Here is a 23,288-nt window from a genome sequence, read left to right on the forward strand (position 1 = left end):
AGTTACTCTTCTGTATCGTCGTCATCAACTGCTTCATCTTCAGCAGCTTGATCGGCTGGCTCGCCACCAGGAAACTCGGGGCGGTCATGTAAGTAGGTATCGGCGACGTCTATTACCGCGATATCCATTAAAAAGCGCCGGCCCAGTAGCACCGGATACTCTAAATGTGAGCGGTCATTCAGCGTGAACTCGACGTTTTCGCGGATCGGACCCAACGTCATTAATAATGAAATAACCGGGCGGGATTCTTCACCAGAAGCTTGAAGAATACGAACCCGACGCACAATAGGTGCCTCTACCCATTCATCACGCTGCGACTCAACGGCCACATCGTCGTCGTTTAGCGCTAGTTTGAAACGTACCCAGTCTTCACCGTCACGCTCGAAGCGGGTGATTTCGTCGGCCGACAGCGATGAGGTGTTGGCTCCTGAATCGACACGCGCCTTGAGATAGGTGCCCAGGCTTGGAAAACCAACCCATTCACTACGACCCAGTAGCGTTTTCGTGCTTAGCGTTTCATCAACTTCACACTCTTCGCGGATGATGACAGGTTCTTCACCACGGGCTTCTAACTGCTGAACATCTTGGCGTAGCGAACGTAATAAACTACCGACTTCACGCACGTCGGCAGTGAGTACCTGCTGCTGATCAAGTTGGCGTGTCTGAAGCTCAGAACGGGTGTCGCATTGCTGCGCCAATTGGCTCTCTAATTCAAGGATTCGAGTATTAAAAGACGCTTCACTTAGGGGAGGCGGTTCATTCGTTTCTGGCTGGGTTGCTGCACAGCCTGCGATTGAAAGCGACAAGCTAGCTATTAGCCACAAAACACCTGGGCGCATAACGAGAGATATCCTTGGACAAATAGGTGGAGGGAATAATAAGGAGATGGGCGACTAGTGTCCAACGTCATCACGATTATTCAGACACACAATTTACTTTATTTAACATAATATATATTAAGCGAACCCAAAGAAGACGTAGTAGCTACAACAGCTTAGCTGCTCTATGCTGTTAAAATATTTTACCATAGCTGTACATGAGTCCATTTTAATATAGGAAATGATGCCATGATCCATTCGCTGCGCATAAGCTTTTTCACACTGCTCTTCCTGCTGGCTGGCTGTGTGGGTGTTGATATCGAAGATTACGCTGATTCAGAGCCCCGCTTGGATATTGCCGAGTACTTTACAGGGACTACGCGAGCCTGGGGCATGGTGCAGGATTATTCTGGTGAGGTACAGCGCCGCTTCACGGTGGAAATCCAGGGCACCTACGAGGCCGACACACTAACGCTGGATGAGTCCTTCATGTTTTCAGATGGTGAAACCGACCGACGGGTATGGACGTTTGAACGTATCGACGCGCATCACTGGGTTGGCACCGCCAGCGACGTGGAGGGACACGTTGGCGCTCGGCAATATGGACATGCTTTCCATATGCGATACCCGTTAGAGATTGCTATCGACGGGCGGATGATTACGTTCACCATGGATGATTGGATGTACCTGCAACCGGATGGCCGCTTGATCAACCGAACGGCTATGCGAAAATTCGGCTTAACGCTGGGTGAAATCACCTTAGTTTTTGAGAACACAGGTCAATAGACAAAACTCGGCACCTAGCTAAAAAAGCAGCCCGCTATTAAGCAGGCTGCTTTTTTCATCTTATGCTGACGCTTTTTTAACTGTTTTCCAAATAGCGTTTTCTATTCTGCTGCGTATGAACCGTCTTCCTGGTGGACTTCATTGCCGGTAATCGGCGGCGTGAAGACGCAAGCAACCGTCATTCCTTTTTCTTTACCGCGTAGCAGGTGCTCATCGTGCTGATCTAGCAGATAAATGTCGCCTGCTTTGATCGGCCAGATTTTACCGTCGGCCAGGGTTTCCACCTCGCCTTCACCTTCATAGCAAAACACCGCTTCGTAGTGGTTTTTATAATGAATGTGGGTCTCAGTGCCGGGAAAAATTCGGGTAATATGAAACGAGAAGCCAGCGTTATCATTGGCTAGAACAAGACGTGTGCTATCCCAATTGCCGTTTTCAGCGGTGACTAGGCGTTCTGTTTTGCGCGCTTCTTCGAGATTACGAACGATCATAGAAGTACTCCATAGCATAGCGGCTAGCGATTACCAGCCGCAGTTTCCCTAACGAAACGGGTGTGAGTTTACGCTTTATCCTAACGCCAAATTACTCGCTAGCAACAGCTTTCACGCACATTTCAAGAATATCCAGGCCTTTCAGCAGGTCTTCATCGCTGATGGTCAGTGGGCACAGGCACTTCACGACTTCACCGTCCTGACCACTGGTTTCAATTATCAAGCCGTGCTCAAAAGCTTTGCTGGTAATTTTATCGGCGATATCTCCCGATACCACGTCAATGCCACGCATCAAACCACGCCCACGTTCAGTGGCAGGCATGCCGCTCTCAGTCAGCAGTGCCGCAAGCTTCTGAAAACGCTCTTCTACAATACGTCCTTTGCGCTGAACATCACGCTCAAAGGTATCGTTAGTCCAATATTTTTTTAACGCGGCGGTGGCTGTCACCATCGCTAAGCTGAAGCCACGGAAGGTACCGTTATATTGACCTGGCTTCCACTTATCCAGTTCTGGACGCATCAAGACATGCGCAAATGGCAGGCCAAAGCCAGAGAGTGACTTCGAGTTGGTAATAATGTCTGGCGTAATGCCTGCATGCTCAAAGCTGAAGAACTTACCGGTACGACCACAACCTGCCTGAATATCATCGATAATCAGCAGAATGTCATGGGCGCGGCAAATACCTTCCAAACGCTTCAGCCACTCCAGGCCTGCCACGTTGATACCGCCCTCGCCTTGCACGGTCTCAATAATGACACCAGCGGGAACGTCCAGACCGCCAGATTTGTCGCCCAGCAGTTTTTCAAAGTAATCCAGTGTGTCGGTATGCTCGCCCATGTAGCCATCATAGGGCAGGAAGCTGGCACCCTGCGTCGGGATACCCCCCGTGGCTTCACGGAACTTACGATTACCGGTGGTAGCCAAAGCGCCCATCGTTACACCGTGGAAGCCATTGGTGAATGTCACGATGTTGTGACGGCCTTTAGCAACACGGGCCAGACGAATAGCGGCTTCGACAGCGTTAGTGCCAGTCGGCCCCGGTAGATGTACTTTGTAGTCGAGACCGCGTGGCTTGAAGATGACTTCCTCAAGCGTTTCTAAATAATCGCGCTTGGCATTGGTCCACATATCCAGACCGTGCACAACACCGTCTGTTGACAGGTAATCAATCATTGCCTGCTTCATGTGCGGATTATTGTGGCCGTAGTTAAGCGTGCCCGCGCCGGCGAGGAAATCAATGTACTCACGGCCGTTCTCATCGGTTAGGCGCGCATTTTGCGCTTTGGTAAACACCACCGGGAATGAACGAGAATAAGTACGTACATTGGATTCCATGCGTTCAAGCGTCTGGGTCTGCATTGCGACCTCCTTGGTCAATCATTTTGCCATTAGGCGTTGCTAGCCCGGAGCAACATGAGCGGGAAAAACAGTATGTTCACTACGTGCTGTATATGGTTAAACACACGTGTTAGATGCGGTCTGTTTGAAACGGACCGATACGAACCAGGTTTTCCGGGTCATGCTCCCCTCCGAGCTGTTCGGTAGAGAAATATTCGCGGCTATTGAGCGGCGCATGCCAGCGCGCGGCCAAGCGACGAAATAAGCCCCAAGAGGCTAGATTGTCTGGCGTGATCGTGGTTTCAAGGTGATGCACATCGTCAAGCTCGGGGCGCGACATGATTGCCTCGACCAAGCGGCGTGCAAGACCTGTACCGCGTGCTTTTTCGCCGACGGCTACCTGCCATAAGAAATAAGTATCGGGGGCATTATCCTTCACATAGCCTGATACAAAACCAACGATTTCACCCTCTTCATTGGTAGCGACTGCACAGGTATCACGAAACTGTGTAGCGAGTAGCAAATAGGCGTAGGCAGAATTCACATCCAGCGGCGGGCAGGCTTTGATAAGCTCGTACACTCCCCAGCCATCATCCGCATTAGGTTTGCGAATAAACAGCGGCGTCTCTGCATGACCAACGACGGCATCGGCTACTGTAGGCCTGGCCAAGTCAGCAGAGGGGGTAAACGGTTGTATGGGCGTACTCATAGTTATGCTTCGCTGTAGCGAATTTGATAATCATTATAACAGCTGATTATGAGCAATTCAAAAACCATATTATTCACCACCCTACTTTCCATAATTTTTTGTTATGAGAGACGGCTTGTTAGCTATCTGCTCGCGCTCAGATCCGTCGTTACTGATTTAGAATAGCCCAACTTGCCGACAAAAAAAGGCGTGCCAATGGGCACACCTAAATCTGTTTTCACTCACAACTTGTCTTCACATGCACGATCTTCATATGCGATGTCTTCACGGGCATCCAGCGCTCGTCGCAAGGCAACATAAGCACCGGGTCAAGTACGCGTGAGCGTGCGCATAGTGACGAACTCCTCTGCTCCCGTTGGGTGGATACCCACAGTGCGGTCAAAGTCATGCTTGGTAAGGCCTGCCCTTACCGCGATAGCTATACCTTGAATGATTTCACCTGCGTCGTCGCCGACCATATGGGCGCCGACCACCACATCAGTGGCATCGTCTACCACCAATTTCATTAAGGTGCGCTCTTGGCTACCCGACAAGGTGTGCTTCATGGCCCGAAAATTGGTGCTATAAACGCGGATATTGGTGAATTTTTCACGAGCCGCCTCTTCGGAAAGCCCTACCGTGCCGATGTTAGGGTGGCAAAAAACGGCGGTTGGAATCGTGGTGTAATCGAGCGGCTGGGGGACGGTGTCGGCATAGTGGACATCCACCAGCTGCATCGCTTCTGCCAAGGCCACTGGCGTTAGTTCTGGGCCAGCGATTAAGTCGCCTAGCGCAAGAATCGACGGTTGCGCCGTTTCAAAACGATCGTTGACAGGGATCTTACCCTGCTCATCCAGGTTAATACCCAGCGCCTCCAGCCCCAGGTCTTTTATATTAGCTTTGCGCCCAGTTGCCGCCAGCACCACATCGACTTCCATTACCTGCCCATCGGTGAGATAAACGTTGTAGGCATTCTGGGTGGCTTCAATACGCTCAATATTGGTGTTGAAGTGGAGGTTGACCCCCTTTCTTTCCATTTCGGCACAGGTGAATTCGCGAACCTGTTGATCAAAACCTTTCAAGAATAGCTCGCCACGGTAGATAAGGTGTGTCTCGCTACCAAGCCCGTTGAAAATGCTAGAGAACTCGACTGCGATGTAACCGCCACCCAAAACCAGAAAGCGCTTGGGAAACGTATCGAGATCAAAGATCTGGTTGGAGTCCAGCGCATATTCGCTACCCGGAAAATCGGGCACCCATGGCCACCCGCCCGTGGCCACCAGGATTTTTTCTGCGCTTATCGAAATATCGCCATGCTCTCCGCTCAACGTCACTGTATTCGCATCAGCCAGCCGAGCCCGTGCATTAAAGAGCGTTACCCCGGCGCCCTCCAGCATGCGCTGATAAATACCATTTAGCCGTTTGATTTCGCTTATTTTATTATCACGCAGCGTCGCCCAATCAAAGCTGGCCGGGCCAGGCAACTGCCAGCCAAAACCGGCCGAGTCATCAAAGCTGTCGTGAAAGTGGGCGGCGTATGAGTAAAGTTTTTTGGGCACACAGCCAACGTTGACACAGGTGCCGCCCAGGTATCGGTCTTCGGCAATCGCTACTCTGGCACCGGTGGCGGCTGCCATACGCGCAGCACGCACGCCGCCGGAGCCTGCACCAATCACCAGGAGGTCATATTCGTATTCGGAAACGTCTGCCATCGTTTGCTCCTGTGAAGTTAAAAATGCCTACCCCTGACGGCCAAACAAGGATATTGACCTGGCTGTCGGGGGAGGTTAAAACCATTTGCTGCTATTTTATACTGTCCAATCCCTTATACTTACTAAGATTTATTATTTCGCTTCTCGATCAGCGACTTAACTCTATTTAATTTTGCTGGAGACACTATGTCTGACTCTATTGCGACGCTACTCGATAACAATCGTGCCTGGGCTGAGCGCATGTGCGAAGAGGACCCCGACTACTTTAAACGGCTTTCAAGTCAGCAAAACCCAGACTATTTATGGATCGGCTGCTCGGATAGCCGTGTGCCCGCCAATCAAATTATTGCGCTGCCGCCTGGGGAAGTCTTCGTTCATCGCAATGTAGCGAACCTGCTCCACCATACGGATATGAACGCCCTGTCGGTGGTTCAGTACGCGGTGGATGTACTTAAAGTCAGCCATATTATGATTGTCGGACACTATGGTTGCGGGGGCATTAAGGCCGCCATGATGGGTGGCGAATGCGGTGTGGTCGATTATTGGCTACATTCGGTTCGCGAACAGTACAACCGTCACCGTGATTCGCTAGACCATCTTCCTCTGGAAGATCAAATTGACCGTATGTGCGAACTCAACGTTAAAGCGCAGGTGAATAGCTTGTGCCGTACCAAGATTTTGCAGCGCGCCTGGCAGCGTGGGCAGCAAATCTCGGTACATGGCTGGGTTTACGGTTTAAGCGATGGTCGCGTCAAAGACCTGAATTGCACCATCAGTGGCTTAGAGCAAGTGGAAACGCTTTACCGTATTGACCGCATACAATCAGGCGATTAAGTCTCTTTTTTTTGCGCCTACTGAGACGCTAGTCGTAGCGGTAGGCGCGATGGCAGCTCTTGCAGCTAGCGCCTACCTCTGAAAGTGCTCGCGCTGTGTCACGAGTATCCCCCTGTTCGGCGACCTCAACCAGCTGAGTGATTTTATCCTCAAGGTCAGTAAAGCCAGCGGCAAACTCACTCCACTCTTCCCAAATAGAGGCGCGCGCCTCAGAACCACCGCCATGCGTACCTGCAATAAAGGCAGGCAGTAGCTGCTGGGCAGTCGCACGCTCTTGGAGTTCCGTTAAGCGTGGGGCAGCGGCCTCTACATCTTGATTGTTAACTAAGTCAAAACGCAGCTGACGAACCAGGCTTTCAATATCTTTGAGCTCTTGCTGGCGCCACATCACTGCGTCACGCTCGCTGGCGAACTGAGTGTCGCCAACGGTTTGAGGCATTGAAAGCTCGCTAGTGGCCTCGTCGCCCGCCCAGGATAACGGCGCACATAGTAGCAGCGCCAAAGTACTGCTTATCGCGCTACGCTGGAAAGCCCGCTTTCGGTGATAACGCTGCTGCATAATGGCTTCCTTTATAATGCGCTGGTTAGCTTGGTTAAATTAACTTTGATAAAAATGAGCTTTTAGCCTATCGGGCAGGTCACGCCGGTGCCTTTTAAGCCGCAGTAGCCATTCGGGTTTTTGTCGAGATACTGCTGATGGTAAGCCTCTGCATAATAAAACGCTTCAAGCGGTTTTATTTCGGTCGTGATTTGCCCTTTGCCTGCCTTATCGAGCGCCTGCTGAAAGGCGGCCGCGCTCTGTTCAGCGGCTGCTTGCTGGGCCTCGGTGGTGGTAAAGATAGCCGAACGATACTGCGAGCCAATGTCGTTGCCCTGTCGATTTCCCTGGGTAGGATCGTGCTGCTCCCAGAACACCTGTAGCAGCGTTTCCAGGTCGACTTGCTTTGGATCGTAGACCACCCTCACTACCTCGGTGTGGCCGGTACGCCCTGTGCAGGTCTCATCATAGGTGGGGTTGGGCGTTTCACCGCCGGCATAACCTGCCGCGGTTACATAGACGCCGGGCAATTGCCAAAACAGACGTTCAACACCCCAGAAGCAGCCCATTCCTAGCACAATCTCTTCATGGCCCTCTGGAAACGGTGGATGCAACGAATGCCCGTTGATGGTGTGAGCATCGCTGGTCTCTATAGGGGTATCACGGCCAGGCAGTACACGACTGGTACTTGAAGAAGAAAATAGCGACATATCGCCCTCACTCATTGCTGCTGTAAGATTTTTGGGTCACCGGAACGGGTAAAGGTGTAGATCAAATCCACCGCCTGATTGGTACCCGATACGGCCTGAAGATAAAGATTACGCCACAGCGTATAGCGTAGTGTTAGTTCTGCAATCGGCGAGAAAATTCCCACGCCGTAACTAATCCTAAGGTCATCGGTCAGTTGACCACTGACGGCGACTTGGCTGTCATCGCCGGCGCCGGTGGTATCCAGGGTTAAGTCGTCAATGCCGAAAGCCTCGCCAATCGAGCCCACTGCGCCACCGGTGCGTCCTAATGACATACCAATCAACGCCGTAGTTAGTGCGCTATCCACCCCTCCGCCGGAGGCATCCGGGGCACGGCCCCGTAGTAAATATGAAAGTGCTCGTGTTTCATCCATTGCTGGTTCGGAGAAGATCAGTACATTGGGGGCTTCGGCATTACCGGTGACACGCAGGCCAGCAATAACGTCATCTTCGGTAACGTCGGGATTACGGATGGCCTCAAAGTCGAGGGTAGGTAGCCCAGGGGGCCCGCTAAACAGTAGTTCACCGCGGCGAATGACCAAGTCTTGACCGAACGCCTGGAAGCGCCCATCAACTAAATTGACATCGCCAAATAGCTGTAATGCACCGCCACTTTGGCGAATTTCTAATGAACCTCCCAATCCGGATTCTAAGCCGTAGGCCGATAGCTGCATATCACTGCCCAGCGTTAGCGTTACCAGCACATCAAGGGCCATGCCGGTAGCGGCTAGTTCATCTGCAGCGCTAGGCTCATCGCCATTGGCGGTAGCGCGCTGTGCCTCAATTTCTGCCTCCCGATCGTCGCGTTCGGTGATAATCACCTCATCACCGCTAGGCGTAACGGCAGACGACGGCATATCGCCAATTTCCAGTCTTGCCCAGGGTAAGTTGATATCTCCCCTTACTTGCAGCCTTTCTGGGGTCACACGAACACGAACATCAGGCGCCGCTTCTAGACGACCAAACTGTGGTAATACGATCAGAATAGGCTCTTGAACAGCATTTAGATCGACGCCAATGCGCCAGTCGTCACCGCTTGGCCAGTAAGCATCACCGGTGATTTCCAAACGCCCGCGCTCGGCCGCCAGATAACCGTCAATATCGCCCTGCTCACCATCAAAGGAAACCAGCAACTCTCCATCTTGTACGTCAACGGGAATATCAGGACCGTTTACACGAATTTCACGCAACCCAAGCTGGCCCTGCAAGCCGGGCTGATCGGTAGTGCCCGAAATTTGCACTCTACCTGTCAGATCTCCTTCCAATTGATCCATCCCGACGAGCATAGGGCGATAAGGTTGCAGCGAAACATCGTTTGCACGCAGCTCCCCATCTAGCTCGCCTGCCCCTAGTGGATCATTGATCGATAAATCCAGGTTTAGATCGCCTGCCTCGGCAAGGGAAAGCGTTACATTGGCATCCGCTTGTGCTTGGTTAGCCTCAATCTGGGCGTCTAAATTGATTTCTGGCAGTTGCACGGGCTGACCATAATCATTGATGGCCGTTACTGCGAGTTCACTTAGCACCTGTAGATTTGCCTGCCACTGTGCACCGCCCTGGCGCCAATTAACGTTAATATCCGCCGTTGTGTCGCCTTCTAACTGCCACTCTTCGGGTAAAAAAGGCTCCAGCATTTCCATAGGCACTTCACGTAATGAAAGGACGGCGTTGCCCTGTTGCGCCGAAGCATTTATTTCCTCTTCAGAACAGACCAAGCCGCCCTGCTCACGACGTAGGCAGAAGGATGAAAGGTTCGCCTGACCGCTGGCCAAGTTGTAACGGAGATCCAAGGGTGCTTCAAGGCGAATATCGCCAGCTTCGGAATCGATTTCCAGTGGCGTTACCCGAGCCTGATACAATTGATTCGGCTGATCAAAACGCCCATCAAGGGCGAGTTGCGCGCGACTTAATACGTTGTTGTCCGTACCCTGGGCATTAAGCTCAAGACGGTGCTCTGAGAGACGCCCGGCTAAATTAACGTTCATGGCAGACAGCGCCTGGCCAACGGCATTGACGTTTTGTAGGGCCAGTTGCACATCAAGGGTAGGGTCATCGATTCCCTGCACATCGGCATTTAGCGTGAGCCGTTCAATGCGATTTTCGCCGAAACGCACGCCATCACCTTGTAAGTCAGCCAGCAATTGCGGCTGATCAAAACTACCGCTAGCCTCCAGCGTTCCCACAATGTTACCCGCTAGATCTGGTGAGAGGGTTTGCAGTTGGCGTAGCGCAATGTCGGCATTTAACGACATTGCCTGTTCGCTGATTTGGCCTGCCGCTTCCAACCGGTTATCCCCCTGGGTAAACAGCAGCTGTTTAATATCCAGCTCCATATTGCTGTTGGCGTCCAGAGCTGCCTGCAGTGTCAGGGGGTAGTCGCGCAGGACACCATCAATCGCCAAGTTGGGTACGCTGACAGCCCACACGGCACCTTGCGGGCTCTCTTGCTGGAACAAGGAAAATTCAATATCGCCATTCAGACTGCCGTCTAACTGATCCACGAAGTGAGAGGGGTCGAACTGATCCAAACGGATACTCGCATTAACCTGCAAGGGAGCTAACCAGCTAACGGTGCCTTCACTGCGCAGGGAGCTTTCGCCTACGGCCAGAGTAAGCGGCTGCCAGCTAAAGTGTTCAAGGTCACCCTCACCGCTGACGTTAATCTGGGTACGCGGTACGCTGGGGCCCTCAACGGCCATCGCGAGCTGAGCGCTATACTCACTCAGGCTTCCGGTCACCTGTATATCCAGCTCATCGACCACATAAGGGTCGGTGGCCCCGTCGCCGTTAGCTTGCGCCGTTTCGTCAACGGAGAGCGGCCACTGGACCTGGTCACTTTGTAACTGCACTTGAAATGGCAGTGTAGGGGCTAGGGCGTCTACTTGGCCGTTTAACGACGCGTTTACCGCGCCGGATGCTTCCAACTGTGCTTCAAGGGCATCGAGTGGGCCAGACAGCGTTAATGTCAAGGTCTCGCCATCGAGCTCAGGAAACCTCTCAGCTAAAAAAAGCTCTACGTTCAAACGAGCTTCAAGTGGGTAACTGTTGCTTAAAGTCGCCTTTGCGGTTAATTCAGCCTCAGCGTCTGGGGTAACGACAGCAAGTTCGGTTAACTCAACGCGGTCGCCCTCGGTCATCAGTCCAAGCTGAAGGCGTTCCACGTGATACTCAGTGGCGCCTTCCAGGCGAAAATCGTTAAGCGTAAATTCGGGTATTTGAATATCCACCGGCAAGGTAATGTCAGGTAATTCCAGCCGTTCTCGTGTTTCTAACTGCTCTTCTGGAGACTCTACTGCCAGTACGGCCTCGTCTTGCGGTTCGCGGAGCAATATAGCGGCATCGATAGCCTCAGCAGAAAGTGGTGTTTCAGTGGCTTGCGTCAGTAACACGCCTGCCGATGGTGGCAAATAAAGGCGCGGTTGCTCCAAGTGGGTCGGTTCAAGACGCACTTGGTTGCCTTCGGCAACAGCCGCTGAGCTTAACGAGCGCCATTTGATCTCGGTGCCGTCGGCAAGGCGTAGGCTGACATCGTCAAGCTGTAGCGAACGTAGCTCGATCGGGAAGGGAAAACGAATAGCGAGTGGCGCCCCCTCTTCTTCTGGCGGCGGCTCCTGTTCGCCCGATGCACCTAAACGAACATCAGCGCCTACCACGCGAAGCGTGTCGATGCATAACCGGCCCGCCAGGACGCAGTCATCCGCCCACGCAAGCTCAAATTCATCCACGGTGATACGGGTTTCACCCAACTGCAATTGGAAATCTTCGACCAGAAAATGATCAAGCAGCCCACCTTCATGGTGTGCATAGGTGAATAAGTCCCGCTGCTCCCCCTGCGAGAGCAATACACCAGTGCCCCAAGGCGATAATGCTACCCCAACAAGCAGCGCCGCAATCCCAAACAGCCAAATTGGCAATACGATAATCAGGCGCAAAAGGCTCCACAACAGAAGCCAGGTACGGTATTTGGGTGATAGTCGCTGGCGCTTATCAGATGTCGCTGTTTCAACCTGAGGCAAATCTCTCTCCTAGAATTCCGGTCCGATGGAAAAGTGCAAACGCCAATCGTCTTCATGGTCAAAAGGATGTGCGATATCAAAGCGAATTGGCCCGACCGGTGAAACCCAGCGCACCCCGGCGCCGGCGCCTGTTTTCAAATCGTTAGGTCCCCAGTTATCAAACGCATCGCCATTGTCCACGAAGGTGGCTGCCCACCAATCCCCCGTGACACGCCGTTGGTACTCAAGGGTTGAGGTCAGCAATTGTTGGCCGCCCCGTAGCCGCCCTTCTTCATTGCGTGGCGAAAGGCTTTCATAGGAGTAGCCGCGCACACTGCGGTCGCCACCGGCAAAAAAGCGTAAAGAAGGTGGGATTTTGGCAAAGTCATCGGTTTCGATGGCGCCTAAGCTAACTCGCGCCAGGAAGCGGTTATCATTGCCGATAGTGCGAATCCATTCCGTATCGGCCGTAACGCGTGTGAACTGTGCATCCGACCCCCAAACCTTATCCGAGTACTCTAAAGAGAGCTGCTGACGGTCGCCCCATAATGGAAAGCGCTGAGGGCGTGTCCGGGTTCGCGACCACTGAATACCAGGATAAAACAGCCAAACTTGATCGGCTTCGCCCCCCTGCTCGAAGTCTTCATAAGTGGTACGGAAGTACAGAGTTTGAACCCAATCGTTATCAAACTCCCAGCGCCGAGCCACTTCAACGGTGCCTTCTAATGATTGGGTATCACTATCATCAATATTACGGATACCGTATTGCAGCCGGTAGCTATCACGCAGCGGGTCTTCTAGCGGAACGTTATATACCCCGGTAAACCGCTGCTCCGGGGAGGATAAATAGAGGTCGTGGTCAAGACTATGACCATAACGATTGATCCATGGTTGTTCCCAACCAAAACGCAGACGGGGCCCCACATCGGTAGCGTAGCCAATGCCGACTTCAAACTGGTGGCGATCAGCAGGCTCCACACTCACATCAATAGGTAACTGCGTATCACTGGGCTTATTGATGCTTAGCGCACTGGTTAAAGCCGCGCCGGTGACTCGTGGGCGCTCTGGTTGGGAAGCAGTCGCCTCGCTCCACCAGGCGTCTCCGCCACCAGGCGGAGAAATCGCCAGCTCTTGCGCTGTTTCAAGTCGCGGCCGCACTGACACTGAGCTAAACCAGCCGGTTTCTGCAAGCGATTGGTTATAGTCAGCTAGCGTTTGCGCTAGATAGGGGTCGCCTCTTTCAAACGGCTGTATACGGAGTAATCGGTCGATCTCTATGTGGCTACCTGTTATTGAAGTCTCTCCAAACTGATAGCGGGGGCCGCTGTCAAAATCCATATAGAGGCGCGCACTTTGTAAATACGGGCGGACTTCCATACGTCGATCCGTAAAGCCCCAGTCAAAGTAACCCCGCTCGATAGCCAAACCAGAAAACTGACCACGCAGCCGCTCCCATGGGGCATGCCGCAGTGCGTCACCCTCTTCCAGCGGGAAGTCTTCTACTGCTTGTTGAAATGGTGGGTCGTTACTGGCGTCGCCTTCGACATTAATTGATAAAATTTCAATTTCAATTTGAGGCCCTGGTTCAATCTCAAGCGATACAAGCTCATCGTCAGTATGCTCAAAGGTTATATCAGGCTCATAATAACCATACACACGCATGGCTTCTTCAGTACGTTGACGAACCTCACCTTCTAAACGTGCTTCGGTGTATTGCTCAGCCTCTACGTTCTGTAGATAGGCTCGAATATTACTTTCGACCTCATCGGAAACACCCGTGATGCTCGCCTCTAACGCCCATGCCCCATGTGATGCGTATAATAGTGGTAGCACTACCAACACAGTGCGACCGGTGGCTGAAGTCCATCGCCGTTGTCTTCCCATACATTTTTATCCTAACCTAAATCAGCGGCTTCATTATCTATTTACTTCAACGACTTATAGAATGTTCTTCGCACTAGAACGCATCAATGCGATACAACTATCCTGACTACCCAACTATCTTGGCTACTTTTTAACGTAGCATTTCTAACTGGGCACTAAAGGCAAGCTGTGCCTGACGGACTTGTCGAACATCACTCTCTAGTGCATTCAAACGTTCCGACCATTCCTGCTCTAATGCCGTCAAAGCATCTTGATCCGGTGACGCTTCAACCTCAGCAATAGAAGCCTCCAGCTCATCAAAGCGCGACTCAATGGCGCTTCTTTGCGCTGATAACTGCTCTTCCCAATCACTACTAATGTTACTGATCTGACTGTCCAGTACGGACAGGCGTTGTTCGGTCAGTTGCTCAAGATGGGACACTTCCTCAATCAAGTTTTGCCGTCCTGAGGTACCAGCCTGTTCCAGGGCATTCAATGATTCCCGCATCGCCAACAACTGACTGTCGCGCAACTCAGCTTGCTCATTAAGCTGGTTCAACTGCTGCAGCAATGAATTGATCGAATCACTAGAGGCCATGTCCTCATTCATTGTTAGCAAACTGTACAACTCTTCGCGAGTATCGGTCAGTGCAATGGACAGCTGCTCTTGCTCTTGAAAGAGCGTCGACATCTGAGCTTGTACAAAGGTTATCGTATCTTGTACATCAGTGTCATCCGAATCCAAGCGAGCATGAACATTGGACACTTCGCCACTTACCCGATGTAACTCATTTAACAGTCGTTCACGTTCGTACCAAAGTCCAGCCGCCGCCGCACCCAATAGGGCAATGATTAATAACAGGCATAGCCATAGCGGCCACAAAGTAGGCCCCTTTCGGTGGCGCAAATGCTGCGCCGTCAAGCTTTGATCCACATCGGGTACGATACGAGAGGATGCAGTGGCGTCTGGCATAACAGTTCCTCAGAGAGTCTTCGGGTCAGCACGACGGCCTATCCCGCGATACATTAATCCACAGCTGGCAACAAATTCAGGATCGTAAATATTGCGTCCATCTAATACGAGCTTAGCGTTTAATAACGAGCCCAGCCGATGCCAGTCTGGGTTCCAATAGGTTTTCCATTCTGTTACCAACATCAGTACATCGGCGCCCTCACAGGCTTGGTAGGGGTCATGAGTAAAGGTGCGTAAATCTTCGCGTTCGCCTACCAGGGCATGGAGAGCTGGTACGGCGGCAGGGTCGTGTAGCTGAACCTTAACTCCCTGCGCCCAAAGTGCTTCAAGCAGTGTTAATACGGGCGCGTGGTCAATGCGTGCAGTGCCGGGCTTGAACGCAGCTCCCCAAATCGCCACGGTTTTTCCGGCCATTTCGCCGGAAAAATGGGACCACAGCTTGCGGAACAGCGTTTCTTTTTTCTGTTCGTTAATATCCATTACCTGCTCAAGCAGCGCTGAATATCGGCCACTCTGCAGTTGCACATCGGCCAAGCGAATCAAATCGCGGGAGAAGTTAGGGCCTCCAAAACCGCACCCAGGGTACAGGTACTCAAACCCGATACGCGAATCGGCTCCCATCCCCTGGCGGACATGTTCGACATCAACGCCTAGAGTATCAGCCAAGCCGGCGATTTCATTCATATAACTGATACGCGTGGCCAACATGCCGTTAATGGCCAGCTTGGTTAACTCCGCAGCGCGGCGAGGCATACATTGAAACACTTCGCTACGCCGATTAAAGGCGCGTAACAGCTCTCTGGTGACTTGCTCACCCGTCGCATCATCGCAGCCTAGCAAGCGCCGGGTTGGGCGTGTGAAAGAGTCCCATGCACGGCCTTCTTCTAACGTATCGGGCAGTGCCACACTGGAGTGCTGGGCACCCATTAATGTATGCAGGCGTTCGGTCTCGCCTACCGGAAACGTCGAGTTATTAACCAGCACAAGATCGTGCTGATCCGCTAATAACGGGTTTTCAAGTAGTGCGCTGGCCGAACTGCGCTGTGAGGGTGATAACGCCATCCAAATCACCTCTGGGATGGCGGCATCATCTATTTGCTCAATGAGCTGCAGGGTACCCTCTGCTAAGCCCTGCTCAAGATGGGTCATTAAATGAGGTTCACTGCGTAACCAGTCCACCTCAGAAAGCACTGACCAAGGCGCATCAGCGTGGGGTAACCACTGAACCTGATGCCCCACCCAAGCCAGCGCAGCGGCTGCCGTCGCTGCGCTTAATTCGCTGCCGTAAAGTAACACCCGCATGCGTTACTCCCCCTGGTGGTAACGTGACAGCAGGGTTTGGAAAGCTTCTCCAAACTCAGGATGACGGCGTGCGTAGGCGAGTGTGGCTTCAAGGTAACCTAAGGGCTGCCCACAGTCGTAGGTAACCCCTTGCATACGATATGCCTGGACGCCGGACTGTTCTCGTAGTGTTTCCAGCGCATCGGTCAACTGAATTTCACCACCGGCACCGGGCGGTGTTTTTTCTAATATGGAGAAAATATGGCCTGGTAGCGCATAACGGCCTATGACCGCTAAATTCGAGGGTGCAGCATCACGCTTGGGTTTTTCCACCATGCCGGCTAAATCGGCTGACTCGTTTGCAGCGGGCACATCCCCTGCTGGCGCCACGATGCCATATTTTTCCACCTGCTCCCAGGCGACCTCTTCCACCATCAATTGCGCCGTTTGCTGCTGATCATAGGCCGCTAACATACCGGCCAAGTCCGTTGCTGAGTTGGCACTGTTATCGACCAACACATCGGGCAATAGCACCGCAAAAGGTTCATCGTCGCCAAGGATGGGGCGGGCACAGAGCACTGCATGGCCTAGCCCTAACGGCACGCCCTGACGAATGCTAATAATGCTGACGTCGTCAGGCACTAAATTGCGCAACATTGTCAGAAGCTCATGCTTTCCCTTTTTTTCCAAGCTAGCTTCCAGCTCAGCATGGGTATCGAAGTGGTTTTCGATAGCGCTTTTATTGCTACTGGTGACCAGCACAATCTCCCGGATACCAGCGGCAATTGCCTCTTCAACGACATACTGGATCACCGGCCTATCGACAATCGTAATCATCTCCTTGGGAATAGCCTTCGACGCTGGCAAGCAGCGAGTACCAAACCCAGCAACAGGAAGTACGGCTTTACGAATCATAGAAGAGGTCCTTTTCATGCGTTCCGACACAGGAGTGGTTAGAATGTCCATAATACTGAAGGCGTGGATGGATACCACCTCGCAACGGCGAACAAGTGGCTACACGTCAATATTTTGCTAAATGTTCAAAAGTTATGGGAGTCACACTATGCAAGCGACACCACAGGATAGCATTGCTCATCACTATCAAGACAATGTCGATGCAGCAGAAGTCGCCAAATTTGAGGCTCTTGCTAGCCGCTGGTGGGATCCGCAGGGTGAATTCAAACCCCTTCATGATATTAATCCCTTACGTCTTGACTTTATTGATGCGCGTGCGGGGTTGGCGGGTAAAAAAGTGCTCGATGTAGGCTGCGGCGGCGGTATTTTAAGCGAATCGATGGCTCACCGTGGTGCTACGGTGACGGGCATTGATCTCGGTGAAGCGCCGTTAGCAGTGGCCCGATTGCACGCAGAAGAGCGTGGCGTAAAAGTTGATTACCAACATATCAGCGTGGAGGCCATGGCCGTTCAGAAGCCTGGTTTTTATGATGTGGTGACTTGCATGGAAATGCTGGAGCACGTACCGGACCCTGCCTCCGTCATTCGTGCTTGCAGCGCCCTCGTACGCCCGGGTGGTTATGTGTTTTTCTCTACGTTGAACCGGACTGCTAAGTCATACGCGTTCGCTATTTTAGGCGCCGAATATGTGCTTAAACTGCTGCCACGAGGCACGCATAATTATGCAAAATTTATTCGCCCTTCAGAAATGGCGGCTTGGTCTCGTCACAGCGGTTTAGAAGTGCGTGAACAGACGGGACTGACCTACAACCCGCTTACCCGCCACTACCGCTTGGTCAGCCATGATGTTTCGGTCAATTACATGATGTACTGCCGCAAGGTAAGCGATTAAATGTCGATGCAAGCGCCTCAAGCAATACTGTTCGACCTGGACGGAACGTTGGTAGATACGGCCCCCGATTTGGCAGAAGCGACCAATGCGCTGCGTGCTCACCATGGGTTAGCGCCGCTACCCTTTGAGGTAATTCGCCGCCAAGTATCTAATGGCGGCAGTGCGCTGGTTACACTAGCGCTGGGCTTAGAGGCCTCTGCTGATGGACACACTCAAGCACGCCAGTTTCTGCTTGATGCTTATGAGCAAGCCGTAGCGGTACACAGCCGGGTTTTCTCGCCGCTGGATGTGTGGCTACAAGAGTGGCATGGCGATCAGCGGCCGTGGGGGATTGTCACCAATAAACCGCGCCGCTATACCTTACCGCTACTAGAAGCTCTGCTGCTGCAGCCTGGCGCATTGCTATGTGCGGATGATCTAAGCGTTAAAAAGCCAGCGCCTGAACCGCTTTGGGAAGCTGCCCGCCGGCTTGGCGTTGACCCTAAACATTGCTGGTACATCGGTGACCATGTGCGTGATATGGAGGCCGCCGTCGCCGCCGGCATGACCGCCGTCGCGGTTGGCTATGGCTATATCAGCGAAGAGGATGACTACCAACAGTGGCCAGCTGACATTTGGTTTGAAGAGTGTGCAGCGCTGGTCGATGCCCTAGGCGAGTTCAAGCTCTAGACAAGCATGATGGCGGGGGGCATCGACGCGTTTTTCAAAACAAACGGTTATGTGCGGGGAGGTTGGGCATCTAGCTTTTGCCCGCTGGTGCCTGCGCTGTCTGGCCCCATTAGCCACAGGTAGGTCGGCATAATCTCTTCCGGCGTACGTAGTGTGAAGGGGTCTTCACCGGGAAACGCCGTACGCCGCATTTGGGTGCGTGTGGCGCCTGGGTTAAGTGAATTCACCCGAATATGTGCCTGATTATTCAGCTCATCAGCCAATACGTCGGCAAAGCCTTCAGTGGCAAATTTAGAGACGGAATAAGCCCCCCAGTAGGCTCGCCCTTTACGACCAACGCTAGAGGAAGTGAAGATTACCGAGGCATCTTCAGACTGTTGCAGTAGTGGCAATAACGCTTGGGTCATCCAGATAGGCCCATTGATATTGACCTGCATCACCTGCTGCCATAGCTCAGGGTTATATTGCTCAAATGGCGTAATGCGACCTAATAGCCCAGCGTTATGTAACAGGCCATCTAAGCGGCCAAACTCCTGATCCAGCGTTTCGGCCATATCATGAAAATCTTTGAGCGTAGCGCCTTCAAAATTGAGTGGGAAAATCGCAGGCTGAGGCCCGCCTGCCGCTTCTATTTCGTCGTAAACACGCTCTAATTTGGCAATGGTGCGCCCCAATAGAATCACGGTGGCCCCATGCTGGGCATAGCTTAATGCTGCCGCACGGCCAATCCCGTCTCCTGCGCCGGTTACCAACACGATGCGATTTTCCAATAGGTTGGGCGCTGGTTGATAGTCGATCTTGCAGCTCATGCTGATTCCTTGAAACTATTCTTAGAAGCGATTAAGAGCAAAATTTAACTTGCTGACTGGCGTAAAAAGTCACTGGCAAGGCCCGCGGCACTGCTTTGCGGGTAGTCGTCACGCACTCGCTCAAGTAGCTCACGGCTACGTTCCGCTTCGCCTTGACGCGCTTTTACTAAACCTAACTTATAGATCGCATCAGGTACTTTGCTGCTACCGCTATACTCGTCAATGACGCGGCTAAACGCCTGGTCAGCAGCGTCCAATTCACCTTCAGCTGAATACAACTCACCCAGCCAATAGTGGCCATTGGCCGTTAAACTGGTATCAGGATGATCATTGACAAAGGTTTCAAACGCCGCGATAGCTTCCTCAAAACGGCGTGCTTGAACATGTGCAAAGGCCGCCTGGTAATCGGCTTGCGCATCCTCACTGACATTGCGAGTAGAGGGGGCGTTAACCACTTCCTCGGCAGCTTCAGGCTCAACCGCTGGGGTTGATTGCTCAATCTGCGTTGGCCCACTGCTCATTAGCCTGTCTTCAATATCGAGATACTGCTGCTGTGATTGACGACGTAGCTGCTCTAACTGGTGACGCAACTCTTCAATCTGACCGCGCAGTTGCTGGATTTCCTGCTGATGCTCCTGCACCTGGTTAAATAACACCAAATTACCGCTGGAGGCTTCCTGACGCTGCGTCTGCTGATAGAAGCTGCTGCTGGAAGCGTCAGAGTTAGAAAGATCTTGGACGAGCGGCTGTTGAGCGACGGCCATTAAAGGCAATACGGACAGCGGGAGCGCTAAGGCTCCCGCACCGCACAGCCTCTCAACGTAACGCTTGAGACTGTGATTCATAATGACTCCGTAGACGTAAACGGCGTGCGATAAGCCGCACGCCGAATTCATCAGTGGTTAAGCATTCAATCGTTAAATGCTCAGTAGTTAAATACAACACGACGGTTCTGCGAGTAGGCGCTCTCGTCTTGACCATTAACGGCCGGGCGCTCTTCACCATAGCTGACAACGCTCATTTGTGAAGGAGACACACCCTGAATGTTCAGGAAGCGCTCTACAGCATTAGCACGACGCTCACCCAGCGCCATGTTGTATTCACGAGTGCCACGCTCATCCGTATGCCCATGCAGAACCACCTGAGCGCTCGGGTTGGCACGCAAGTAACGTGCATGCGACATTACGACAGACTCATATTCGCTTTTGATCGTATCTCGGTCGTAATCGAAATAGATAGTGCGTACTTCTGGAATACGCGAATCAGCCTGCTGGCCTGAGCTAGAACCAGAGCCTGAGGAAGAACCATATTGACTTCCCGTACCTGTACCAGAGGTGCTGGAACCGGTAGTACTGCCATCCTGGCTACCGTACGAGTCACCGTCCTGGGTTCCGCCGGTGCTGGAACAGCCAGCGATTACCACGATAGATAGCGCTGCTGCTAATGAGCGAGCCAACGGTTTAAGTTGCATAATCAGACTCCTTGCCTGAAAACTAAAAATTTCGATGTAAATCAGATGTGTCGATCAATTTAAGAAGGGTGACCAAGCTGGGTCACGTACATCGCCCTGTGCTGATGGCAGTCTAAAGGATGAGCGGCCATCGGCAGAAACAGCACTTAGCACCCCACTATTACCCTGTTGGGTAGCGAAGATTACCATGGTCCCGTTCGGCGCAACACTAGGAGATTCATCTCTTGTTGATTCACTAAGTACGACCAAGCGGTTACCGCTTAGATCTTGCTTTGCCACTTGATAGCCATTGCTTGAACGGTGGATCAAGAATATCTGTTCGCCATCTGGTGAGTAGCGACCGCGCGCATTGTAATTACCCGTAAACGTCAAGCGTTCGGCTTCTCCTCCCCCCATTGCATACTGGTAAAGCTGAGGGCCACCACTACGATCAGAGGTAAACAGCAAGCTACGACCATCGGGTGCCCAAGCAGGCTCAGTATCAATGCTGTTGTTATTGGTAATACGCTCTACTGAGCGGTTAGCCACATCCATAATATAGATTTCTGGCTGGCCGTCTTTGGAGAGAGACATCGCGATACGACGGCCATCAGGTGACCACGCTGGCGCGCCATTGATACCATCAAATGACGTTGCTTTTATCCGCTGGCCTGTTGCTACATCTTGAATATAGATAGCTGGGCGCTCAGTTTCAAACGAGACATAAGCAAGCTTTGTGCCATCCGGTGACCATGCGGGCGACATAATGGGTTCGTCAGAGGTCAATACTTGCTCACTGCGACGTCCATCGGCGTCGGCAACGTACAGGCCGAACTGCATGTTGTCACCAATACCCTGTGCGGTGACATAGGCAATTTTAGTTGAAAACGCACCACGAATATCAGTAATCGCTTCAAAGATTTGGTCACTGATATAGTGAGCGGCACCGCGTAAGTCATTGCCTCTCACCGTCACGGTTTCACCAATCATCCGGCGCTGACCGCTAATATCCATCAGCTCAAACTGTATTTCAAAACCGCCGTTGGTCTGTTCTGCCCTACCTACGACTAAGTAGCGTACGTCTAATGAACGCCAAGTATCGAATTGAACATCGTCAGATTGATTGGGCTGTTCAAACATCGCGCTACGCTCTAGCGGATCAAAATAGCCACTACGCTCAAGGTCATCCTGGACAATCTGCGCAACATCTTCGGGCATTCCGTCTGAACCTGCGAACGGTACTACGCCGATAGGCAGCGCTTGATCGCTGCCACGCGTGATTTCAATGGTTAAATTGGCACTCGCTACACTGCTGACTAGCAGCAGCACACAGAACAACCACACTTTGCTCAAGCTTTGCATCAGCGAACATCCCCCGGGGTAAATCGCAGATTAAACTGACGTAAATTACGCTGCTGATCGGCTGGTAAATCTCTCAATTCACCAAACGGTGCAGCATGTTCCACGGCCTGCATCACAGACCGGTCAAAAGCACTATCGCCGCTGGATGTCACGATCGATGTTGCCAATACTTCTCCAGACGGTCCTAGCCTCACTTGTAGGGTAGCACTCATCGAATCACTTGCACCGGCAGGAATCAACCACGCCTGCTCAACAGCGCGACGGACAATATTGATAAAGCTATTGGCTGCCTGCTCAGCCTGCTGAGCATTGGCCGCGGCTTCTGCCTCACCCGCCAGCTGTCGTTGCATAGCCTCCTCTGCGGCTTCTGCAGCCTGGCGTTGGCGCTCTGCTTCGGCTTCTCGGCGCTGCTGCTCTTCTGCCTCACGTTGACGCTGAGCTTCCGCCTCTCGCTCTCGCTGGGCCGCCTCCTCTTCACGAAGCCGCTCTTCTTCGGCTTCACGTTGACGCTCGGCTTCTGCTTCTTCCTGGCGCTGCTGCTCTGCCGCTTCACGCGCACGTTCGGCTTCTGCCTCCTCCTGGCGTTGCTGCTCGGCAGCCTCTTGCTGGCGGCGCGCCTCTTCGACTTCACGTTGACGCTCAGCAGCGGCTTCCGCCTCGGCCTCGCGTTCAGCAGCCTCAGCGGCTTGTTGCTCAGCCTGCTCTGTCGCTTCTTGAGCCCGGCGCTCTGCCTCTGCTTCAGCTGCCTCTCGCGCGGCTTCTAATGCTTGCGCTTCCTCTTCGGCTGCCTGCTGGGCAGCTTCTTCGGCCGCTTGCTGTTCGGCGGCGGCTTGCTGCTCACTGGCCGACGGCTCTGCTGGTGCATCGGGCTCAGTAGGCGCTTCAGCCGGTGCATTCATCGCCGCTTGTTGTTCCGTTGCCTGCTGAGCCTGGTCGGTAAAGGTCTCTGTACTCACCAGCGTTGCTTGAACAATCGAAGAGCTATCGGGCTCTGCGTTGCGGGTCGGCAAACTGATTAAGCTAAACACGACAATCGCAACGTGCACAGTTATCGCCAGCACAGTCGGCCACTTATAGCCGACATCTTGAGGATCACGCGGAGTATTTACTGCCATGTGCGCGTT

General features: G+C 52.7%; 21 protein-coding genes. 4 read left to right on the forward strand and 17 right to left on the reverse strand.

The window, feature by feature from the left end; all coding sequences use genetic code 11:
• Positions 1 to 2 precede the first annotated feature (2 nt).
• Positions 3 to 839 carry an ATP-dependent zinc protease family protein gene (locus V8L70_RS04670; RefSeq protein ID WP_179915110.1) on the reverse strand — a complete coding sequence of 279 codons (837 nt, stop codon included), beginning with the start codon at positions 837 to 839 and terminating at the stop codon, positions 3 to 5.
• A gap of 228 nt (positions 840 to 1,067) precedes the next feature.
• On the opposite strand from V8L70_RS04670, the gene V8L70_RS04675 reads away from it, so the two are divergent.
• Positions 1,068 to 1,604, forward strand: a complete 537-nt coding sequence (locus V8L70_RS04675) for a DUF3833 domain-containing protein (RefSeq protein ID WP_336268992.1) — start codon at positions 1,068 to 1,070, stop codon at positions 1,602 to 1,604.
• Between the two features lie 101 nt (positions 1,605 to 1,705).
• On the opposite strand, the gene V8L70_RS04680 is transcribed toward V8L70_RS04675, so the two are convergent.
• The 4 genes from V8L70_RS04680 to gorA all read right to left on the reverse strand — a co-directional run bounded on the left by V8L70_RS04680 (position 1,706) and on the right by gorA (position 5,834).
• Positions 1,706 to 2,095: an ectoine synthase gene (locus V8L70_RS04680; protein WP_008957961.1), complete on the reverse strand. Its 390-nt coding sequence runs from the start codon at positions 2,093 to 2,095 to the stop codon at positions 1,706 to 1,708.
• Positions 2,096 to 2,186: 91 nt separating this feature from the next.
• Positions 2,187 to 3,455: a diaminobutyrate--2-oxoglutarate transaminase gene (ectB, locus tag V8L70_RS04685; protein WP_176302127.1), complete on the reverse strand. Its 1,269-nt coding sequence runs from the start codon at positions 3,453 to 3,455 to the stop codon at positions 2,187 to 2,189.
• Between the two features lie 109 nt (positions 3,456 to 3,564).
• On the reverse strand, positions 3,565 to 4,143 hold the full coding sequence (gene ectA / locus V8L70_RS04690) for a diaminobutyrate acetyltransferase (RefSeq protein WP_008957963.1): 579 nt from the start codon (positions 4,141 to 4,143) through the stop codon (positions 3,565 to 3,567).
• 308 nt (positions 4,144 to 4,451) lie between these two features.
• Positions 4,452 to 5,834, reverse strand: coding sequence for a glutathione-disulfide reductase (gene gorA / locus V8L70_RS04695; RefSeq protein ID WP_336268993.1), 1,383 nt, complete (start codon positions 5,832 to 5,834; stop codon positions 4,452 to 4,454).
• A 186-nt stretch (positions 5,835 to 6,020) separates the two neighbouring features.
• Between gorA and can the strand changes: the two genes are divergently transcribed.
• The gene (gene can / locus V8L70_RS04700) at positions 6,021 to 6,668 is read left to right on the forward strand and encodes a carbonate dehydratase (protein WP_176302125.1); all 648 of its coding nucleotides are present in this window, start codon (positions 6,021 to 6,023) and stop codon (positions 6,666 to 6,668) included.
• Between the two features lie 28 nt (positions 6,669 to 6,696).
• Here the strand turns inward: can and V8L70_RS04705 are convergent, their stop codons facing one another.
• The 7 genes from V8L70_RS04705 to galU all read right to left on the reverse strand — a co-directional run bounded on the left by V8L70_RS04705 (position 6,697) and on the right by galU (position 16,982).
• Complete coding sequence (locus V8L70_RS04705; protein ID WP_336268994.1) at positions 6,697 to 7,227, reverse strand: c-type cytochrome; 531 nt, start codon at positions 7,225 to 7,227, stop codon at positions 6,697 to 6,699.
• Between the two features lie 62 nt (positions 7,228 to 7,289).
• Positions 7,290 to 7,916 (reverse strand): peptide-methionine (S)-S-oxide reductase MsrA, encoded by a 627-nt coding sequence (gene msrA / locus V8L70_RS04710; protein WP_336268995.1) that lies wholly within the window; start codon positions 7,914 to 7,916, stop codon positions 7,290 to 7,292.
• An 11-nt stretch (positions 7,917 to 7,927) separates the two neighbouring features.
• Entirely contained in the window at positions 7,928 to 11,971 is a 4,044-nt protein-coding gene (tamB, locus tag V8L70_RS04715) for an autotransporter assembly complex protein TamB (protein ID WP_336268996.1), read from the reverse strand.
• Between the two features lie 9 nt (positions 11,972 to 11,980).
• On the reverse strand, positions 11,981 to 13,834 hold the full coding sequence (gene tamA, locus V8L70_RS04720; protein ID WP_008957969.1) for an autotransporter assembly complex protein TamA: 1,854 nt from the start codon (positions 13,832 to 13,834) through the stop codon (positions 11,981 to 11,983).
• Positions 13,835 to 13,964: 130 nt separating this feature from the next.
• Positions 13,965 to 14,786, reverse strand: a complete 822-nt coding sequence (locus V8L70_RS04725; protein ID WP_336268997.1) for a GumC domain-containing protein — start codon at positions 14,784 to 14,786, stop codon at positions 13,965 to 13,967.
• A gap of 9 nt (positions 14,787 to 14,795) precedes the next feature.
• Positions 14,796 to 16,088 carry a nucleotide sugar dehydrogenase gene (locus V8L70_RS04730; protein ID WP_101147272.1) on the reverse strand — a complete coding sequence of 431 codons (1,293 nt, stop codon included), beginning with the start codon at positions 16,086 to 16,088 and terminating at the stop codon, positions 14,796 to 14,798.
• 3 nt (positions 16,089 to 16,091) lie between these two features.
• Positions 16,092 to 16,982 (reverse strand): UTP--glucose-1-phosphate uridylyltransferase GalU, encoded by an 891-nt coding sequence (galU, locus tag V8L70_RS04735; RefSeq protein WP_008957972.1) that lies wholly within the window; start codon positions 16,980 to 16,982, stop codon positions 16,092 to 16,094.
• A 148-nt stretch (positions 16,983 to 17,130) separates the two neighbouring features.
• Here galU and ubiG point away from each other — a divergent pair, with 148 nt between their 5' ends.
• Together ubiG and V8L70_RS04745 are read left to right on the forward strand one after the other, a co-directional pair.
• Entirely contained in the window at positions 17,131 to 17,874 is a 744-nt protein-coding gene (ubiG, locus tag V8L70_RS04740) for a bifunctional 2-polyprenyl-6-hydroxyphenol methylase/3-demethylubiquinol 3-O-methyltransferase UbiG (protein ID WP_008957973.1), read from the forward strand.
• A complete protein-coding gene (locus tag V8L70_RS04745) occupies positions 17,875 to 18,543 on the forward strand; it encodes an HAD-IA family hydrolase (protein ID WP_008957974.1) in 669 nt (222 codons plus the stop codon).
• Positions 18,544 to 18,590: 47 nt separating this feature from the next.
• On the opposite strand, the gene V8L70_RS04750 is transcribed toward V8L70_RS04745, so the two are convergent.
• From V8L70_RS04750 to tolA, 5 genes are all read right to left on the reverse strand, one after another.
• Positions 18,591 to 19,352, reverse strand: a complete 762-nt coding sequence (locus V8L70_RS04750) for a YciK family oxidoreductase (RefSeq protein ID WP_101147271.1) — start codon at positions 19,350 to 19,352, stop codon at positions 18,591 to 18,593.
• A gap of 44 nt (positions 19,353 to 19,396) precedes the next feature.
• Positions 19,397 to 20,197 (reverse strand): tol-pal system protein YbgF, encoded by an 801-nt coding sequence (gene ybgF, locus V8L70_RS04755; RefSeq protein WP_008957976.1) that lies wholly within the window; start codon positions 20,195 to 20,197, stop codon positions 19,397 to 19,399.
• Positions 20,198 to 20,277: 80 nt separating this feature from the next.
• A complete protein-coding gene (gene pal, locus V8L70_RS04760) occupies positions 20,278 to 20,823 on the reverse strand; it encodes a peptidoglycan-associated lipoprotein Pal (RefSeq protein ID WP_008957977.1) in 546 nt (181 codons plus the stop codon).
• A 54-nt stretch (positions 20,824 to 20,877) separates the two neighbouring features.
• On the reverse strand, positions 20,878 to 22,164 hold the full coding sequence (gene tolB / locus V8L70_RS04765; RefSeq protein WP_008957978.1) for a Tol-Pal system beta propeller repeat protein TolB: 1,287 nt from the start codon (positions 22,162 to 22,164) through the stop codon (positions 20,878 to 20,880).
• The gene (tolA, locus tag V8L70_RS04770) at positions 22,164 to 23,279 is read right to left on the reverse strand and encodes a cell envelope integrity protein TolA (RefSeq protein WP_232774939.1); all 1,116 of its coding nucleotides are present in this window, start codon (positions 23,277 to 23,279) and stop codon (positions 22,164 to 22,166) included. Before tolA ends, tolB begins: the two co-directional genes overlap by 1 nt.
• Positions 23,280 to 23,288 lie beyond the last annotated feature (9 nt).

This window comes from Vreelandella arctica (assembly GCF_037070215.1).
GTDB lineage: Bacteria > Pseudomonadota > Gammaproteobacteria > Pseudomonadales > Halomonadaceae > Vreelandella > Vreelandella arctica.

What these genes read in the sequence shown, in the direction of transcription:
- ectB (WP_176302127.1), bottom strand. Translation starts at nt 3,455, where the DNA reads ATGCAGACCCAGACGCTTGAACGCATGGAATCCAATGTACGTACTTAT.
- V8L70_RS04730 (WP_101147272.1), bottom strand. Translation starts at nt 16,088, where the DNA reads ATGCGGGTGTTACTTTACGGCAGCGAATTAAGCGCAGCGACGGCAGCC.
- pal (WP_008957977.1), bottom strand. Translation starts at nt 20,823, where the DNA reads ATGCAACTTAAACCGTTGGCTCGCTCATTAGCAGCAGCGCTATCTATC.
- tolA (WP_232774939.1), bottom strand. Translation starts at nt 23,279, where the DNA reads ATGGCAGTAAATACTCCGCGTGATCCTCAAGATGTCGGCTATAAGTGG.
- ubiG (WP_008957973.1), top strand. Translation starts at nt 17,131, where the DNA reads ATGCAAGCGACACCACAGGATAGCATTGCTCATCACTATCAAGACAAT.
- V8L70_RS04745 (WP_008957974.1), top strand. Translation starts at nt 17,875, where the DNA reads ATGTCGATGCAAGCGCCTCAAGCAATACTGTTCGACCTGGACGGAACG.
- ybgF (WP_008957976.1), bottom strand. Translation starts at nt 20,197, where the DNA reads ATGAATCACAGTCTCAAGCGTTACGTTGAGAGGCTGTGCGGTGCGGGA.
- V8L70_RS04670 (WP_179915110.1), bottom strand. Translation starts at nt 839, where the DNA reads ATGCGCCCAGGTGTTTTGTGGCTAATAGCTAGCTTGTCGCTTTCAATC.
- V8L70_RS04680 (WP_008957961.1), bottom strand. Translation starts at nt 2,095, where the DNA reads ATGATCGTTCGTAATCTCGAAGAAGCGCGCAAAACAGAACGCCTAGTC.
- V8L70_RS04705 (WP_336268994.1), bottom strand. Translation starts at nt 7,227, where the DNA reads ATGCAGCAGCGTTATCACCGAAAGCGGGCTTTCCAGCGTAGCGCGATA.
- tolB (WP_008957978.1), bottom strand. Translation starts at nt 22,164, where the DNA reads ATGCAAAGCTTGAGCAAAGTGTGGTTGTTCTGTGTGCTGCTGCTAGTC.
- V8L70_RS04675 (WP_336268992.1), top strand. Translation starts at nt 1,068, where the DNA reads ATGATCCATTCGCTGCGCATAAGCTTTTTCACACTGCTCTTCCTGCTG.
- gorA (WP_336268993.1), bottom strand. Translation starts at nt 5,834, where the DNA reads ATGGCAGACGTTTCCGAATACGAATATGACCTCCTGGTGATTGGTGCA.
- ectA (WP_008957963.1), bottom strand. Translation starts at nt 4,143, where the DNA reads ATGAGTACGCCCATACAACCGTTTACCCCCTCTGCTGACTTGGCCAGG.
- tamA (WP_008957969.1), bottom strand. Translation starts at nt 13,834, where the DNA reads ATGGGAAGACAACGGCGATGGACTTCAGCCACCGGTCGCACTGTGTTG.
- V8L70_RS04725 (WP_336268997.1), bottom strand. Translation starts at nt 14,786, where the DNA reads ATGCCAGACGCCACTGCATCCTCTCGTATCGTACCCGATGTGGATCAA.
- msrA (WP_336268995.1), bottom strand. Translation starts at nt 7,916, where the DNA reads ATGTCGCTATTTTCTTCTTCAAGTACCAGTCGTGTACTGCCTGGCCGT.
- galU (WP_008957972.1), bottom strand. Translation starts at nt 16,982, where the DNA reads ATGATTCGTAAAGCCGTACTTCCTGTTGCTGGGTTTGGTACTCGCTGC.
- V8L70_RS04750 (WP_101147271.1), bottom strand. Translation starts at nt 19,352, where the DNA reads ATGAGCTGCAAGATCGACTATCAACCAGCGCCCAACCTATTGGAAAAT.
- can (WP_176302125.1), top strand. Translation starts at nt 6,021, where the DNA reads ATGTCTGACTCTATTGCGACGCTACTCGATAACAATCGTGCCTGGGCT.